Annotated in this window: 17 protein-coding genes; 3 read left to right on the top strand and 14 right to left on the bottom strand. The window is 41.4% G+C overall.

Going from position 1 to position 15,380, the window contains the following annotated elements; genetic code table 11:
- Positions 1-60 precede the first annotated feature (60 nt).
- From CSV69_RS09420 to CSV69_RS09410, 3 genes are read right to left on the bottom strand one after another with little or no spacing between them, the layout of a single operon-like run.
- Entirely contained in the window at positions 61-477 is a 417-nt protein-coding gene (locus CSV69_RS09420; RefSeq protein ID WP_085426045.1) for a Fur family transcriptional regulator, read from the bottom strand.
- A gap of 25 nt (positions 478-502) precedes the next feature.
- On the bottom strand, positions 503-1,333 hold the full coding sequence (locus CSV69_RS09415; RefSeq protein ID WP_085426044.1) for a metal ABC transporter permease: 831 nt from the start codon (positions 1,331-1,333) through the stop codon (positions 503-505).
- Positions 1,330-2,100 (bottom strand): metal ABC transporter ATP-binding protein, encoded by a 771-nt coding sequence (locus tag CSV69_RS09410; RefSeq protein ID WP_085426043.1) that lies wholly within the window; start codon positions 2,098-2,100, stop codon positions 1,330-1,332. Before CSV69_RS09410 ends, CSV69_RS09415 begins: the two co-directional genes overlap by 4 nt.
- Before the next feature lie 99 nt (positions 2,101-2,199).
- On the opposite strand from CSV69_RS09410, the gene CSV69_RS09405 reads away from it, so the two are divergent.
- Positions 2,200-2,442: a hypothetical protein gene (locus CSV69_RS09405; protein WP_085426042.1), complete on the top strand. Its 243-nt coding sequence runs from the start codon at positions 2,200-2,202 to the stop codon at positions 2,440-2,442.
- 35 nt (positions 2,443-2,477) lie between these two features.
- Here CSV69_RS09405 and CSV69_RS09400 read toward each other — a convergent pair whose 3' ends face one another.
- The gene (locus CSV69_RS09400; RefSeq protein WP_099693256.1) at positions 2,478-3,380 is read right to left on the bottom strand and encodes a deoxyribonuclease IV; all 903 of its coding nucleotides are present in this window, start codon (positions 3,378-3,380) and stop codon (positions 2,478-2,480) included.
- Positions 3,377-4,672 carry a DEAD/DEAH box helicase gene (locus CSV69_RS09395; RefSeq protein ID WP_085426041.1) on the bottom strand — a complete coding sequence of 432 codons (1,296 nt, stop codon included), beginning with the start codon at positions 4,670-4,672 and terminating at the stop codon, positions 3,377-3,379. The genes CSV69_RS09400 and CSV69_RS09395 overlap by 4 nt, the downstream gene beginning before the upstream one ends.
- Positions 4,673-4,782: 110 nt before the next feature.
- Between CSV69_RS09395 and vrrA the strand changes: the two genes are divergently transcribed.
- Positions 4,783-5,235: a VrrA/YqfQ family protein gene (gene vrrA, locus CSV69_RS09390; RefSeq protein ID WP_099693255.1), complete on the top strand. Its 453-nt coding sequence runs from the start codon at positions 4,783-4,785 to the stop codon at positions 5,233-5,235.
- Positions 5,236-5,304: 69 nt separating this feature from the next.
- Positions 5,305-6,270: a 4-hydroxy-3-methylbut-2-enyl diphosphate reductase gene (locus CSV69_RS09385; protein WP_085426039.1), complete on the top strand. Its 966-nt coding sequence runs from the start codon at positions 5,305-5,307 to the stop codon at positions 6,268-6,270.
- Positions 6,271-6,313: 43 nt separating this feature from the next.
- On the opposite strand, the gene CSV69_RS09380 is transcribed toward CSV69_RS09385, so the two are convergent.
- From CSV69_RS09380 to ccpN, 9 genes are all read right to left on the bottom strand, one after another.
- Positions 6,314-7,435 (bottom strand): Nif3-like dinuclear metal center hexameric protein, encoded by a 1,122-nt coding sequence (locus CSV69_RS09380; RefSeq protein ID WP_099693254.1) that lies wholly within the window; start codon positions 7,433-7,435, stop codon positions 6,314-6,316.
- Positions 7,422-8,129, bottom strand: a complete 708-nt coding sequence (locus tag CSV69_RS09375) for a tRNA (adenine(22)-N(1))-methyltransferase (RefSeq protein ID WP_099693253.1) — start codon at positions 8,127-8,129, stop codon at positions 7,422-7,424. Before CSV69_RS09375 ends, CSV69_RS09380 begins: the two co-directional genes overlap by 14 nt.
- Positions 8,130-8,246: 117 nt before the next feature.
- Positions 8,247-8,624: a c-type cytochrome gene (locus tag CSV69_RS09370; RefSeq protein ID WP_233192358.1), complete on the bottom strand. Its 378-nt coding sequence runs from the start codon at positions 8,622-8,624 to the stop codon at positions 8,247-8,249.
- Between the two features lie 138 nt (positions 8,625-8,762).
- Positions 8,763-9,902: an acyl-CoA dehydrogenase family protein gene (locus CSV69_RS09365; protein ID WP_099693251.1), complete on the bottom strand. Its 1,140-nt coding sequence runs from the start codon at positions 9,900-9,902 to the stop codon at positions 8,763-8,765.
- Between the two features lie 126 nt (positions 9,903-10,028).
- On the bottom strand, positions 10,029-10,595 hold the full coding sequence (locus tag CSV69_RS09360) for a hypothetical protein (RefSeq protein WP_099693250.1): 567 nt from the start codon (positions 10,593-10,595) through the stop codon (positions 10,029-10,031).
- Between the two features lie 80 nt (positions 10,596-10,675).
- Positions 10,676-11,845: an RNA polymerase sigma factor RpoD gene (gene rpoD, locus CSV69_RS09355; protein WP_085426033.1), complete on the bottom strand. Its 1,170-nt coding sequence runs from the start codon at positions 11,843-11,845 to the stop codon at positions 10,676-10,678.
- Positions 11,846-11,860: 15 nt separating this feature from the next.
- Complete coding sequence (gene dnaG / locus CSV69_RS09350; RefSeq protein ID WP_099693249.1) at positions 11,861-13,669, bottom strand: DNA primase; 1,809 nt, start codon at positions 13,667-13,669, stop codon at positions 11,861-11,863.
- Positions 13,670-13,837: 168 nt separating this feature from the next.
- A complete protein-coding gene (locus tag CSV69_RS09345) occupies positions 13,838-14,656 on the bottom strand; it encodes a pyruvate, water dikinase regulatory protein (RefSeq protein WP_085428929.1) in 819 nt (272 codons plus the stop codon).
- A gap of 11 nt (positions 14,657-14,667) precedes the next feature.
- Complete coding sequence (ccpN, locus tag CSV69_RS09340) at positions 14,668-15,306, bottom strand: transcriptional regulator CcpN (RefSeq protein WP_085428928.1); 639 nt, start codon at positions 15,304-15,306, stop codon at positions 14,668-14,670.
- Positions 15,307-15,380 lie beyond the last annotated feature (74 nt).

Genomic DNA, 15,380 nt, shown 5'->3' with positions numbered 1-15,380 from the left:
TTCTTCATAAAAAAAGGCAGCACATCATAAACAAAATGATGTACTGCCTAGTTATTCAAACTATCCTACCTTGCACTTCGGACATCTGCCATAAATCTCAAACTTATGTCCTTCTATTTCATATTCCGACAAATTTACCGTCACACTATCCATCGGGCAAATTGGAATGGACTTCGTGCTGCCACAAGTCATACAGATGAAATGATGGTGATGGTGATCCGTCGCGCACTGCATTCGGAAAAGTCTTTCACCATTGAGTTCCGTTTCATCCAAAATCCCAAGTTTCGAAAACACGGCAAGATTTCTGTAGATTGTATCGAAACTGATACCAGGATTATCCTGCTCCACCGCCACACGAACTTCCATCGCAGTAACATAGCGGTCCGCGTCATCAAAGAAACGCAATAAAATTTCCCTATTTTTTGTCCGTTTAAAATCATATTTCAATAGAATATCCCATGCTTCATCTATCGACATATCGTTACGCCACCTTTCCTGCTTCTCATGACCGTACCTTTTTTCCAAAAAGTACTAACAGTAAAATGAACACCGACGTGACTACAATCGTTCCCCCAGGCGCGATATCTAAGTAAAACGCAGATATCAGTCCGATGACCACGGCGATTTCCCCGAATACTACCGAGTATACTAGTGCACCCTTATAGCTTTTGGCCACTTGAATAGCCGCTGCTACAGGCAATGTCATCAAAGAAGAGACTAGCAAAATTCCAACGATTCGCATCGATGCACCAATGACTAGCGCTGTGATAATCATGAACGCCGCTTGAATAACGCGTTCATTAATTCCAGACACTCTCGCATACTCTGGATCAAATGCCAGTGAAAATAACTCTTTATATAAGAAATAGATAAATGCGATGACAATAATAGCAATTAAAATGACAATGTATAAATCTTGCCGGCTCACAGCGGACACTGAACCAAATAAATAACCGACTAAATCTGTACCGAACCCTTTAGCAAGGGAAATGAATATTGCCCCAAAACCAATTCCGGCAGATAAAATGATCGGAATCGCCAGTTCTTCAAAGCTTTTATACACTCTACGCAATCGCTCAATCAATAAAGAGCCGATGACCGCTGCAGCCATCCCTAAATACACTGGGTTAAGCGCTGCAAAGAATAACACTTGCTGACTTAAATACAAACTTCCTGCAATTCCCGCAAGCGCTACGTGACTGAGTGCATCTGAGATCATCGCCATACGGCGCACGACGATAAACAGTCCAAGTAACGGAGCGATTAACCCAATAATTAGTCCAGATAAAACAGCGTTTTGTAAAAACTCATATGTGAAAATAGCTTCAATCATCTAACCGGCTCCGTTTCTTTTTGATGGAGCCGACGGATAGGATGACCATACCAGCCTGACAATTCAGCCTCACTCATTTTTTCATAATCCGCATGGACACCATGGAAGTGGATGGAACGATTCAAGCATGCAATATGTGTAGCGAGCTTCGTTACAACATCAATTTCATGTGTCACAAGCAAAATCGCTATTCCGTACTCACGATTCAATTCGCTTAGCATAGAATAAAAGGATTCAACATTCTGTCTATCAATTCCAACTGTCGGCTCATCCATGATTAGTAAATCGGGATGGCTTACGAGAGCTCTTGCTATAAAGACACGTTGTTGCTGACCGCCTGATAAATCACCGATGCTTTCATCTTTGCGGTCCGCCATTTTCACTACATGCAACGCATCGATCGCTTGCTGTTCATCCTCTTTATTGAAACGCTTGAACAGTCCTTTTTTACTCGTTAAGCCGCTTTTCACGACTTCCAAGACCGTCGCTGGGAATTTCGTCGTAAAAGCGTTGGACTTTTGAGAGACGTAGCCGATTCGTTGCTGTTGGTTAAAAGAATCTATAGGCCCGCCAAACAGTTCAATTGTTCCTTGGGAGGGTTTCAGCAACCCTAATATGATTTTTAATAATGTAGATTTACCCGAACCGTTTGGACCAATTAATGCCCAAAACTCTCCTTGTTTCACTTCTAAACTAACATCAGAAAGCGCAGTGGAATGGTTAAACTTATGCGTAATATGCTCTAAGTTAATAATGGAATTTGTCATATACATATCCCTTCCTTCAATTCGTAATCATTCCGATTACTTTATGAATTATATAGCAATCCATGGAGGGATACAACCAATTGAAAGGAATTGATGATAATGGATTTACTTCAGTTAATTCAGCAAATGAAACAATTGCATGATCAGGAGGCAGTAAATTACGCATACAGTTATGGTGTTGAATTGTCGATCGCAGAAGTGCAGCAATTACGTCCGCTGCTGGATGAAATATCCATCGCTTGGCTTTTTACCGGCATCCCACAAAAATTTATTGAAAAAGTAGCTTCTGTCATCGGCTACGAGAAAACGATGCTGTACTTAGAACAGCATAAACTGCAATAGAAAAAAGCGTTGCGAATACGCAACGCTTAAATTTTTCAGTTATGCAAGGCTTCCAGTAATTCAGGAGTAAATTGATGGTTTTTCAACATCTCAATTTCTACTGCATATGGCGCTTTTTTATTTGCTTTATCTGTTCCGATAAATGGCGTTTCCAAGATCTTCGGTACGTTCTTAAATGTCGGGTGATGAACGATATAAGCTAACGGTTCGAAGCCGATATGTCCCATGCCGATATTTTCGTGTCGATCTTTTCCAGCACCGCAAATATTCTTACTGTCATTGACGTGAATGACAGAAATCCGGTCCAGTCCAACAATATTGTTAAATTGATCTAAGACACCAGAGAAATCATTGACGATGTCATAGCCCGCATCATGGACGTGACATGTGTCGAAACAAACGGATAGACGTTCATTATTTTTCACACCGTCCATGATCTTCGCGATCTCGTCAAAACTGCGGCCACACTCTGTTCCTTTACCCGCCATTGTTTCTAGCGCAATGCGAACATTTGCGTCTTCGGACAATACTTCATTCAAACCTTCGATAATCTTTTCAATACCGACGTCTGCTCCAGCACCTACATGGGCACCTGGATGAAGGACTATTTGATTGGCACCAAGCGCTTCAGTACGCTGAATTTCCTGTTGCAAAAAGTCCACACCCAGACGGAATGTTTCAGGCTTCGTAGTATTTGCAAGATTGATGATGTAGGGCGCATGAATAACGATATTTGATTGACCGTTTTCTTCCATACTCAGTGTGCCAAGCTCGATATTCAATTCTTCAATTGGTTTACGTCTTGTATTCTGAGGTGCTCCCGTGTAGATCATGAATGTGTTAGCTCCATAGCTAAGCGCTTCTTCACTTGAACCAAGTAGCATCTTTTTACCACTCATGGATACGTGAGAACCTAGAAGGATATCATTTGTTGTCATGATTTCTTCTTAATTCTCCTTTGTCTCTTTTTAAAGTTCTCTTTTTGTTCCGCCATCTTCTTTTTATAGCCTGGCTTCACTTTATCAGGTTTACGGACAAACGAATCCGCTTTTTTATCGATTTCGTCTATTTCACGTACACGCTTCTTACGTGCTTGGCGCTCTTTCACTTCAATCCATTCGCCATTTTTGACATCTTCATGTACAAACGGAATACCGAGCTTCTCAATTAAATTGATTGCATCTTCATCAGACGGTTCATATAACGTAATGGCATGTCCTTGCATGCCGGCACGTGCAGTACGTCCTACGCGGTGAATGAAGAATTCCAGATCATCTGGTAATTCAAAGTTAATAACATGACTGACACCCGGAATATCGATCCCTCTTGCCGCCAAATCAGTTGCCACGATGTATTGATACTCTAGATCACGGACTTGCTTCATAACGCGTGTACGTTCACGTGGCGTCAAGTCACCGTGGATTTTTCCAGGCTTATGGCCGTGCTCTGCTAAATAGTTAGCCAGACGATCAGCGTTTTGCTTCGTATTCGTGAAGATGATCGCAAGATACGGCTGAAGGGCATCCATTACGTGAAGTAGTTTCTTGTTTTTATCCATACTTCTAACAGGAACTAATGAGTAATGCATATTCTCTGTCAAAGGCTTCTTATCATCCATCCGTACATGTACAGGTGAATTCATGTATTTTGACAAGAAAGGCTTGAGCTTTTCTGGAATCGTAGCAGAAAATACATACATGCTGATCTTCTCTGGCATTCTTGAAGCAAACTTATCAATATCTTCAATGAAGCCCATATCAAATGCAAGATCCGCTTCATCAATGACAAGATGTGTAGCTGTGTGGATCGGTAATGCGCCGGTTTCCGACATATCCTGGATACGTCCTGGTGTACCAACGATGATGTGCGGTGTGCTCTTCAAACGTTCAGCAGAGCGTTTTTTATCAGTACCGCCAATCAAGATCGCACTTTTGATATCCGTTCCTTCAATTAGCTTTTTCAGTTCATTATGAAGCTGAACAGCTAATTCACGTGTTGGTGCTGTAATAACCGTTTGTAGTTCGTCTTTCTCCGGCTTGATTTTTTCAACAAGTGGAATTAAGAAACTATGGGATTTCCCTGTTCCTGTATGTGCTTGTCCAATTGCACTCGTATTTTTCATAATCAACGGAATAATTTCTTTTTGTATAGGTGTCGGTTCTTCAAACCCTAATTTTTGAATGGCTTCCCTCAAAAATGGTTTGAATTGGTAATCAGTAAATTTCGACATATCGTTCCTCCTCTAGATAATTCTTATTGTACCATGATTCGGTGCCATCAGTGGTTTTTTTCGCATAGGATATAAGGGAAACAACTAAAAAAATCAGAAAGGAGTTCGTGATGAGATATCAATCATTTTATCCATTTAGCAATCAGCAACCACAGCCCAGGATGTCACCCAGTCCTCCACCTATGCAACAAAGTAGGCCTATACCCTTCTCTCAAGGCATGCAAGGTAATCCCCAGCGTCCACAAAGTGGTGGTGCGAACATGCCGCAACAGCAGCAACCGGGTATGCAAGACACAGGTCCTTCACGGGCTGATCAATACATGCAAACCGCCAATCGTTTTTTCAATACGGCCCAGCAATTTGCACCATTAGTTCAGCAGTTTGCGCCACTTGTTCAAAATATACCCGCTATGTGGAGATTGTATAAAGGAGTACAATCCATGCCGGACGCACCGACAGCTTCTTCTGCTCCACGTCCAAGTGGTCCACAAGCGCCTGTTTCTCGACCTTCAGAAGCCATCAGTCGGCCATCTTCACCGCGTATTTTTCAACCTCCCTTCTGAACTCTTTGAATCGTCCGCGAATCTCCGCTATAATGAAAGAGAAGTTACTAGAGGAGTGGAGTGGAATAAATGAAAGTACTCAAGATATCACCTAGAGGTTATTGTTATGGTGTGGTTGATGCGATGGTTATTGCAAGAAATGCTGCGCTCGATCCAACCTTGCCGAGACCCATTTATATATTAGGCATGATCGTCCACAACAAACATGTTACGGATGCATTCGAAGAAGATGGGATCATTACATTGGACGGGGAAAACCGCCTGGACATTTTACGTAAAGTGGATAAAGGGACTGTAATTTACACAGCACACGGTGTTTCTCCTGAAGTTCGCCAGTTGGCAAAAGAAAAAGGATTGGTTGCAATTGATGCAACATGTCCTGACGTTTCTGTCACACATTATTTAATTGAAGAAAAAGTAGCAGAAGGCTATGATATTCTGTATATCGGTAAGAAGTATCACCCAGAACCTGAAGGCGCGATCGGTGTTGCACCGGATTCAGTTCATTTAATTGAACGCCTCGAGGATATTGACAATCTAGATATTACCAATGAAAAACTATTGGTGACAAATCAAACTACGATGAGTCAGTGGGACGTTGCACACCTGATGGAAGCGTTGCAACAAAAATTCCCTCAAATCGAAGTACACCAGGAAATTTGTCTAGCTACACAAGTTCGACAAGAAGCGGTAGCACAACAAGCTGGCGAAGCAGATTTACTGATTGTTGTTGGAGATCCAAAGAGTAATAACTCCAACCGCTTAACACAAGTTTCTGTTGAGATTGCAAATACACCTTCATACCGTGTCTCAGACGTCTCGGAAATCGATCCTGCTTGGTTGGAGGGTATTGAGACAGTAGCGGTCACAGCAGGTGCTTCTACGCCTACAATAATCGTCAGGGAAGTTATATCGTTCCTGAATGATTTTGATCCAGAAGATCCTACAACACATCGTCCGGAAAGAAAGTTCAAACTCGAGAAAATCTTGCCTAAAGTCAAGAACCCAACTCCTGTTATCCGGATTGAACCCTAAACATAGCAAAGCCGTCGAATTCCATTTCGACGGCTTTTTCTATTTAATATAGGAATTGAAAAGGTTCTGTTATGATGTTAGATTCAATGAATTCAACTGCCAATTTATTTTCTTCACAGAAGCTTGCCATTTGTTTCGCTACACCGGCAATCATAATTTTTTCGATATTATGACCCGGATCTACAACCGCTAAATTGAGAGCTTGTGCATCTTGCGCTACGTGATAATACATATCACCTGTTACCAATACATCCGCTCCCTTCCTCTTCGCCGCTGCGATATATTTATTTCCATCACCGCCAAGGACCGCCACTTTACGAATTTTCGAGTCTGGATCACCGACGAAGCGTAAAGCAGGAACACCGAATGATTCTTTTACATGTTGAGCAAACTCTTTCAACGTCATCTCTTTTGCGATTCGTCCGATACGACCAATCCCTTGCTCATTTGTTTTCTGCTCTAATTTGACTATATCAAATGCAGGTTCTTCGTATGGATGTGCAGCAAACATGGATTTGACGACCTTCGCTTGCTGACTTTCTGGGAAAACGACTTCAATTCGTTCCTCATCCACTAACGTCGGCTCCCCCACGTGCCCTATTGTTGGATTTGCTCCATCAACCGGTGTGAAACGTCCGGTACCTTGTGAACTAAAACTGCATGCTTGATAATCACCGATAGCACCCGCGCCTGCACTAGCTAATTTCTGACGTAGTGCATCAGCATCGGCTAATGGGCAGAATACCGCCAATTTAATCAAATGTTCAGAGTCCGTAATATCAATCGGCTCGGTCTCTTGTATACCAAGACGTTCCGCTAACATATCATTGACACCGCCTTCTGCAATATCCAGATTCGTATGTGCAGCGTAGACCGCGATATCATGCTTAATACACTTCTCAATCATTTTCCCTTGAGGGGTATCCGTCAGAATGGATTTCACAGGACGGAACAATGGAGGATGGTGTGCAATCACTAGAGTTGCACCCTTTTCGATAGCTTCATCAATCACTTGTTCATTGACATCAAGTGTAACAAGAACTTTATCTACTGGACGATTCAATTGACCGATATGCAGTCCGATTGGATCTCCTTCAAAAGCGAGTCTCTTCGGTGACCACTTTTCAAATAGTTCAATGATCTGGTGTCCATTACTCTTCTTCATGTGCTAGCACCTTCCTGACTAATTCGATATTTTCTTGCACGTTTGCTCTTTTTTGCTTGATTTCTTCTGTTTGCTCTGCTTTTTCTAGGGCTTTTATGACTCGCTGCCATTCTTGCAATTCCCGCTCCCACTTTGCCTGGAATACGTTAGATCGTTTATGACGTAAGACAGGACCGACAAGTAAATCTGCCTTCGAGTATTCAGCCGTTCCCCTTTCGAGTACAAGCACTTCATAGATTTTACTATCTTCTAGTAAAATTTCTTCGTCGACAATACAAAATTCATTCTCCACTGCCCATTCTCGAATTGCAATGGCATGTAGATTAGGCTGTACGATGATTCGTTGTACATGCGTTAAACGATCCTTGCCCGCTTCTAAGATCGAAGTAATTAAAGTGCCTCCCATTCCTGCAATCGTCACAGTTTCGACGTGGTCTGTTTCTTCTATCGCTTGTAAGCCATTTGCCAGTCGGACTTCAATCCGGTCCGTAAAGCCATTTAAAGCTACATTGCGTGAAGCGGCTTCAAAAGGACCTTTCACCACTTCTCCTGCAATTGCTCGACGAATTTTACCTTTATTCATTAAATAACACGGTAGATAGGCATGATCGCTACCGATATCCGCAAGTACAGTATCTTTCGGAACAAAACTGGCTACTATCGACAGCCGTTCCGATAATTGGTTGGTATTCATAGTTCCCCGCCTTTCATTCTTATCTATTGTATAATCGGCACTCTTTTCATGCAATGCAAAAGAGCCAGTAAACCAAGAGTTACTCTGGTTTACTGGCTCTTTAAATTAAGTAGACAATCAGTCTAATGATAAAATGTAATCAACCATTTCATCTATGTTTTCATCTGGAACAAGTCCAGCCGGCATTGCAGTTCCAGCAACACCGTTTTTGATTGCATCATGTGCTGCATCTGCGTCAATTGAGCTGTTTAGAGCTGGCCCCATTCCGCCAGTTAAGCCATCACCGTGACAACTAATACACTTCTGCTGAGCAACAGCTTCTGCGTCAAATTCGCCAGTGTTTGCACTTTCTTCTTCAGTTCCTTGCTCAGTGCCTTCTTCGTTAGCTCCAGCAATTTCTTTTTTCTGATCTAGACCATAAAGTGACATGAAGAAAACAAGTCCAATTCCAAGTGCGAAAATCAAAAGAAATGGTACAACAGGATTTTTATTCATTGGATTACCCTCCTTCATCAGAATCTATTCTGTAAAAGATACAGTATACACTTAACATTGTACTGTATCTATAAGAAAACTGAAAGTGTTATTGGGCGACTTTTCGTTTTTTGTGACAGAATCGCCATAATTCGCAGGTCAGCAACCTAGTTGTCTCGCAATGACCATCCGTTGTACTTCTGAAGTGCCTTCTCCAATTTCCAGAAGCTTGGCATCACGTAAGTAACGCTCGACTTCATATTCACGCATATAACCATAACCACCATGGATTTGGATTGCTTCATTGGCCACTTCCATAGCGATTTCAGAAGCATATAATTTACACATGGAAGCTTCTTTCGTGAACTTTCTTCCCTGATCTTTCAGCCATGCTGCTTTATACACCATCGTCCGCGAAAGTTCGATCTTCATTGCCATATCAGCTAACTTGAACTGTGTAATCTGGAATGAAGATAACGTTTTACCGAATTGTTTACGTTCCTTTGAATATGTTAATGCGCGCTCATAGGCTGCCTGTGCAATCCCTACTGCCATAGCGCCAATTCCAATACGGCCACCGTCAAGGGTTACGAGAAATTGCTGGAATCCCTTACCGCTTTCGCCAAGTAGATTCTCTTCAGGCACTACAACGTCTTCTAGCAATAATTCAGTTGTATTAGAAGCATGCAAACCCATCTTTTCATAGTTGTCTATAATTTTGAAGCCTTTAGAATCCGTTGGAACGATAATGGCACTGATTTCTTTCTTACCATCCGTACGACCTGTCACAGCAGTCAATGCCAAGTGTTTTGCGTAGCTAGCATTTGTTATATACACTTTGGATCCATTGATCGTATACTTCCCTTCAGCGAGCACTGCAGACGTCTCTGTACCACCTGCATCGGAACCTGCATTTGGCTCTGTCAGACCGAACGCACCAAATGATTCCCCCGTACAGATCGGCGTTAAATACTTCTCTTTTTGCTCTTCTGTTCCAAATAGATTTAGCGGTGCTCCACCAAGTGAAATATGTGCGGAATACGTAATGCCTGTTGATGCACAAGCACGGCTTAATTCCTCGGTAACAATAGCAAAACTGATCGTATCTGCTCCAGCGCCACCATATTTCTCGGGAAATGGCAAGCCCATCATGCCCATTTCTGAAAGCTTTTTAAAAATCTCCACTGGAAATTTTCCAGAGCGATCCCTGTCTACTGCACCTGGTGCTACTTCCTCGTTTGCGAAATCTCTCATCAATTTCTTCACCATTTGCTGTTCTTGAGTTAAGTCAAAATTCATTAGGATCATCCTCTCTTCACATATACTACTCTATTTCCGAAAACTTGTAAGCCCTTACATAACAGTATATAGAAAAAGGACGGAAATTAGCAATACATTCATTGCATTCCGTCCGATTCATGATAATTATATCGATAATAGTAAAAATGCGACTACTGTCAATAAACCAAGTGAACCTGAAATTGTGAAATAAAGTAACTTTAATACTCTTCCCGTAAACAACCACAAACCGCAATTCAAAACAAGCAGACCAATCAATACTGTCGTATCTCCATCAAAAAATGCAGTCCAAATCTTCAATGACATCATCAATAAAAGAAATGCCATCGATATGTAGAGGAAAGGTGCAAAACCTTTCTTTGTGAAGGTTTTTCCTGAAACGAGCAAAAGGAAAATTAAAGCCAATACTGCTGCAACGAGCAAGGTAGCAGTTGGATATTCCGTCAACACGAACATTGCAACAGACGCAACACCCGCAAGCAATAAACTAATGAGCAATATCAAGATTTGTTTAGACCGCAACTTTCTACGTTCGATTTGAAGTGTGGAAGACTCTTTCTCTGCCACTTCATCCGGATCTTCACCTTGTGCATATAATGTAATGAGGAAATCACAATAATGTTCAGGAAGAAGTTTATTTGTTTTCCAATACCGGATTTCAGAAATGATGATCTGTTTCTTATCTATAGCCATCCTTTCTCCTCCAATAGTATCAATCTTCTTTTTTTTGATACAGAATAAAAAGCATCGGCTATATCAAGCCGATGCACCTATTATTCTAAGAAGTCTTTCAGTCGCTTGCTACGTGATGGGTGGCGTAACTTTCTAAGTGCTTTTGCTTCGATTTGGCGAATACGTTCACGTGTTACACCGAATACTTTACCCACTTCCTCGAGCGTTCGCGTGCGTCCATCATCTAGACCAAAACGAAGACGTAGTACGTTTTCTTCACGATCAGTTAATGTATCTAGGACATCTTCAAGCTGTTCCTTCAATAATTCATAAGCTGCATGATCTGAAGGAGACTGCGCTTCTGAGTCTTCGATGAAATCTCCTAAGTGGGAATCATCTTCTTCACCGATTGGTGTTTCCAATGAAACTGGCTCTTGAGCAATCTTCAAAATTTCTCGCACTTTTTCTGGTGTCAAGTCCATTTCTTCTCCAATTTCTTCAGGAGAAGGTTCTCGTCCTAGATCTTGGAGCAACTGACGCTGGACGCGAATCAATTTGTTGATGGTTTCTACCATATGCACAGGAATACGGATCGTACGTGCCTGGTCTGCAATCGCGCGTGTAATCGCTTGACGGATCCACCAAGTGGCATACGTACTGAATTTAAAGCCTTTTGTATGGTCAAATTTCTCTACGGCTTTAATAAGACCCATATTTCCTTCTTGAATCAAGTCTAAGAACAGCATACCACGACCGACATAACGCTTCGCGATACTGACAACTAGACGTAAATTCGCTTCTGCCAATTTCTTTTTGGCATTTTCACCACGAATAATATCTGCATCTATTTTAGGCGTCATTTTCCCTGTTTCTTCGAGCTCAGCTTCAGCTGCCAAGCCATCGATAATACGAATCGCCAAGTCTACCTCTTCTTTACCTGTCAATAAATCCACACGACCGATTTCCTTTAAATACATACGGACTGGATCGTTGATTCTGACGCCTGGCGGTACACTCAAGTCATTTAAATCGAATTGTTCTTCTTTTTCAGCCTTCGGATCAGCTTCTTCTTTTCTATCCATTTCGATTTCTTGCGCTTCTATCTGATCAAGAAACTCTTCGAATTGCTCAGGTTCCATTTCAAAAGATGCTAGTTTTTCCGTTACATCCTCTAGAGTTAGTTCACCCGTCTTTTTACCCGCTTCAATAATAGCCGCTTTTGCTTCTTCTAGGGTCAATTCTACTTCACCCGTTTGTTCTTCTTTTGTCATAGTGACTATACCTCCTTACAGAACCTTTAATGATCTCACCAGCTGGATTACTTCCGAAGCCAACTCCATTGCTTTTAGTAAGTCGTTCCTTTTTTCTGCTTCTTTTGAATCATGTCGTTTTTGATCAATTAGGCGTTTAATTTGATTTCGTTTTAAATGACGAATACAGTCATTTACTTCTTGTGTGGTATGCTCCTGTGAACGTTCAGTCAAGATGGCTCCCATGACGACTTTCTTCAGTTGCCGATCTTCTAACGTTTCTGCAAACCGCTGATAGTTTGGCAAATCATATTGTTCATAAAACGCTGCCAACTTAAAGAAGATTTTGATGACATCATCTCTGACAAATAAATCTTGAAGTTCCAGCCTTTTTTCTTCGAACAGATCTGCGTCCATCAGTAGATGCGCAAGAAGTAATTGTTCAGCACGGTCTGTTTCAGCACGATTTGCCGGAGCTTTCGTGACCTGTACTGGCCGGCTTTCTTCACGATCTGTATCTCGCGATTGTTTCGCTTTTTTTGCTATTGACTTGGTGAATTCCTGACCAAGTGACTCTTTTGAAGCATGTGTCTCACTGTGGAGTTGCTGGATCAATAAATCTTTCTCAATTGGAGAACAACGGTGAGCCAGTTCATCAAATACTTCATGTACATATTGCTTGATATCATGATCAACGGATAAATTCTTATCTCTTCTATAGTAGGCTGCTACGAAAGAAATATAAGATAACGCCTGATCAAGCACTTTTTCTGAAAATACCTCTGCACCATGTTGACTAATATAGTCATCAGGATCCATTTTATCTGGTAATGTAGCAACCAGTACGTCCATTCCGCTATCCATTAAATGATCGGCAAAGCGTTTGGCAGCCTCCCAACCAGCTGAATCACCATCACAGCAAATGACTACTTTTTTCGCCATTCGCTTCAATTTCACGATATGATGTCCAGATAACGCAGTACCCATGACAGCTACTGTGTTTCCTATTCCACCACGATCTGCTGCGATAGTGTCCATGAAACCTTCGAATAGTACTACTTTACCCGTTTTCCGAACATTAAGACGTGCTCGATGAAAATTAAACAAAATCTTGCTCTTTTCAAAGACGGGCGTTTCCGGACTATTGATATATTTAGCGTCAGAAGAAGAATCCTCCAGCCTTCTGCCGGAGAATGCGATGGTTGCACCATTATCATCCTGGATCGGAAACATAATTCTTCCTCTAAAGCGGTCATAATAACCTGTGCCATCTTCTTTATGAAAACAAAGCCCAGCCGTTTCCATTTCCTTCATATCAAAACCTTGTCTCACGAGCAGTGCAGATAAAGCATCTGACTGAACAGGAGACCATCCTATTTCATACTGTTCTATTTCGTCACGCGTAAATCCTCTTTTTTCTAGGTATTCTAATGCTTTTTCGCCTTCTATGGTGTTTAAGAGCAGATGACTATAAAAATTAGCAGCTAGTGTATAGGCTTTCAGCATTTTTTGATTAGATGAGGATTTTGACGCTTGGTTGTCAGTTTGGGAACTTTCTAATTCCATTCCCATTCGGCTACCCAGTTTGACGATCGAATCAATGAATGACCGATTTTCCATATCCATCATGAACGTGATCGCATTACCGCTTGCTCCGCAACCAAAACAATGGAATAATTGCTTGTCTTCAGAAACGGAAAAAGACGGACTACCTTCTTCATGAAATGGACACAGTCCAAACCAGTTCTTCCCTCTTTTCGCTAATTGAACATATTCACTGATCAAATCGACAATGTCGGTTCCTGAACGGATTTCCTCAATTGTGTCATCAGATATTCTTGTCATTCTATCACCATTTCCACTCTATATACATAAATTCTAGACGTTTTACAAAAATCCTTCTTTATCAACAACATTCGCTAGTACTTTTTTTAGTATCTACATTCATGTCGTTTTTATGACATGTTGAACTAACAGAAGACGCACAGAAAAAAGAAGACCCAACTGGTTTGTTCAGTTGGCCTTCCTTGCTGAAAGTGTTTTGAGAATGGTATTGGCTGTTTCTTCTACCGCACGATTCGTCACATCAATGACGTCGCAACCAATGCGTGTAGTGATTTCATTGAAATAATCTATCTCTTGTTGAATACGTGTTATTTTCGCATAGTTTGCGTCATCTTTCAAGCCTAATGTTTCTAGACGTGATTTCCGAATTGAATTCAATTGCCCAACAGAAATATACAAACCAAAACATTTCATTGGATCAACGGAAAATAGTTCTGACGGTGGATCCACTTCTGGGACAAGCGGCACATTTGCTACTTTAAATCCTTTATTAGCAAGGAATTGAGACAAAGGCGTTTTAGAAGTCCGTGAAACACCTAGTAATATGATATCCGCTTCCAACATACCTCGTGTATCTCTTCCATCATCGTAACGAACCGCAAATTCGATCGCTTCAATTTTTTTGAAATACACATCATCCAACTGCCTGACCAGTCCAGGCTCTTCAAATGGTTCCTGTTTCAACTGCTGCCCAATTGTATCTATTAATGGACCGAGTAGATCCACCGAAGGTACTTTCAACTCTTCGCAAAGTAAATGAAGCTGCTCTCTCATTTCACTTTTAACCAATGTAAAGACAATCAATGCTTGTTGTTGCTTCGCCAAGAACACAATTTCCTCTAACTGCGAGTTTTCCTCTATATAAGAAAACCTTTTTATCGAAATCGTCTCCAAATCATGACGGAACTGGCTAGCGGCTGCTTTTGTCACAAGACCTGCAGTTTCTCCAACAGAATCCGAAACGATGAATAATGTGAATTTTGTCATGCAGTCACTCCTCATACATCCTGATCTTCCACTAAGGAAAGAAAAGCGGCAGTAATATTTGTTTTTGTCACTCGCCCCATTACTTCAAGTCCATTATCGCGTTCTTGAATTATAGGTAAAGAATCAATTTGGCTGTCCATCATTTTTTTGGCAACCGAGATTAGTGTATCTTCTTTTTTGCAATATGTAACATTCGGCATTCTTGTCATAATGACATGCACGGGAATCTTTTCTAGTTCTGTTCTTCCGATGCTTGTCCTCAGCAAGTCTTTACGTGACACAACCCCTGTCAATAACGACTGTTGATCCACTACGAATAATGTACCCACATCTTCCAAGAACAGCTGGCAAATCGCGTCATATACAGATAGATTTTCAGTGATGACAACTGGTCTAGATTGATAATTGGCTACAATCATGTCTACCATGCCATCCGCGACGGATTTAATAGGCTTCTTGCCAGAATAGAAATATCCTACACGAGGTCGTGCATCCAAAAAACCAGCCATCGTCAAGATTGCTAAATCCGGCCGGATCGTAGCGCGCGCCAAATTCAAACGGTCAGCTATTTGTTCTCCTGTAATCGGACCATTTCCTTTGACGATGTCGAGGATTTCATTCTGACGTGTATTTAATTCCAAACATGTCACCGCCTTCAGACTTCAAAGTTGTATTTACTTACTAATTATATATCAATGTGCTCGCTATTGCGAAGAAAGGAGAA

It is taken from the genome of Sporosarcina sp. P26b (genome assembly GCF_002743245.1).
GTDB lineage: Bacteria > Bacillota > Bacilli > Bacillales_A > Planococcaceae > Sporosarcina > Sporosarcina ureae_C.
Note: the sequence above shows the minus strand (reverse complement) of the source record. Positions and strands in the feature narration are given on the sequence as shown.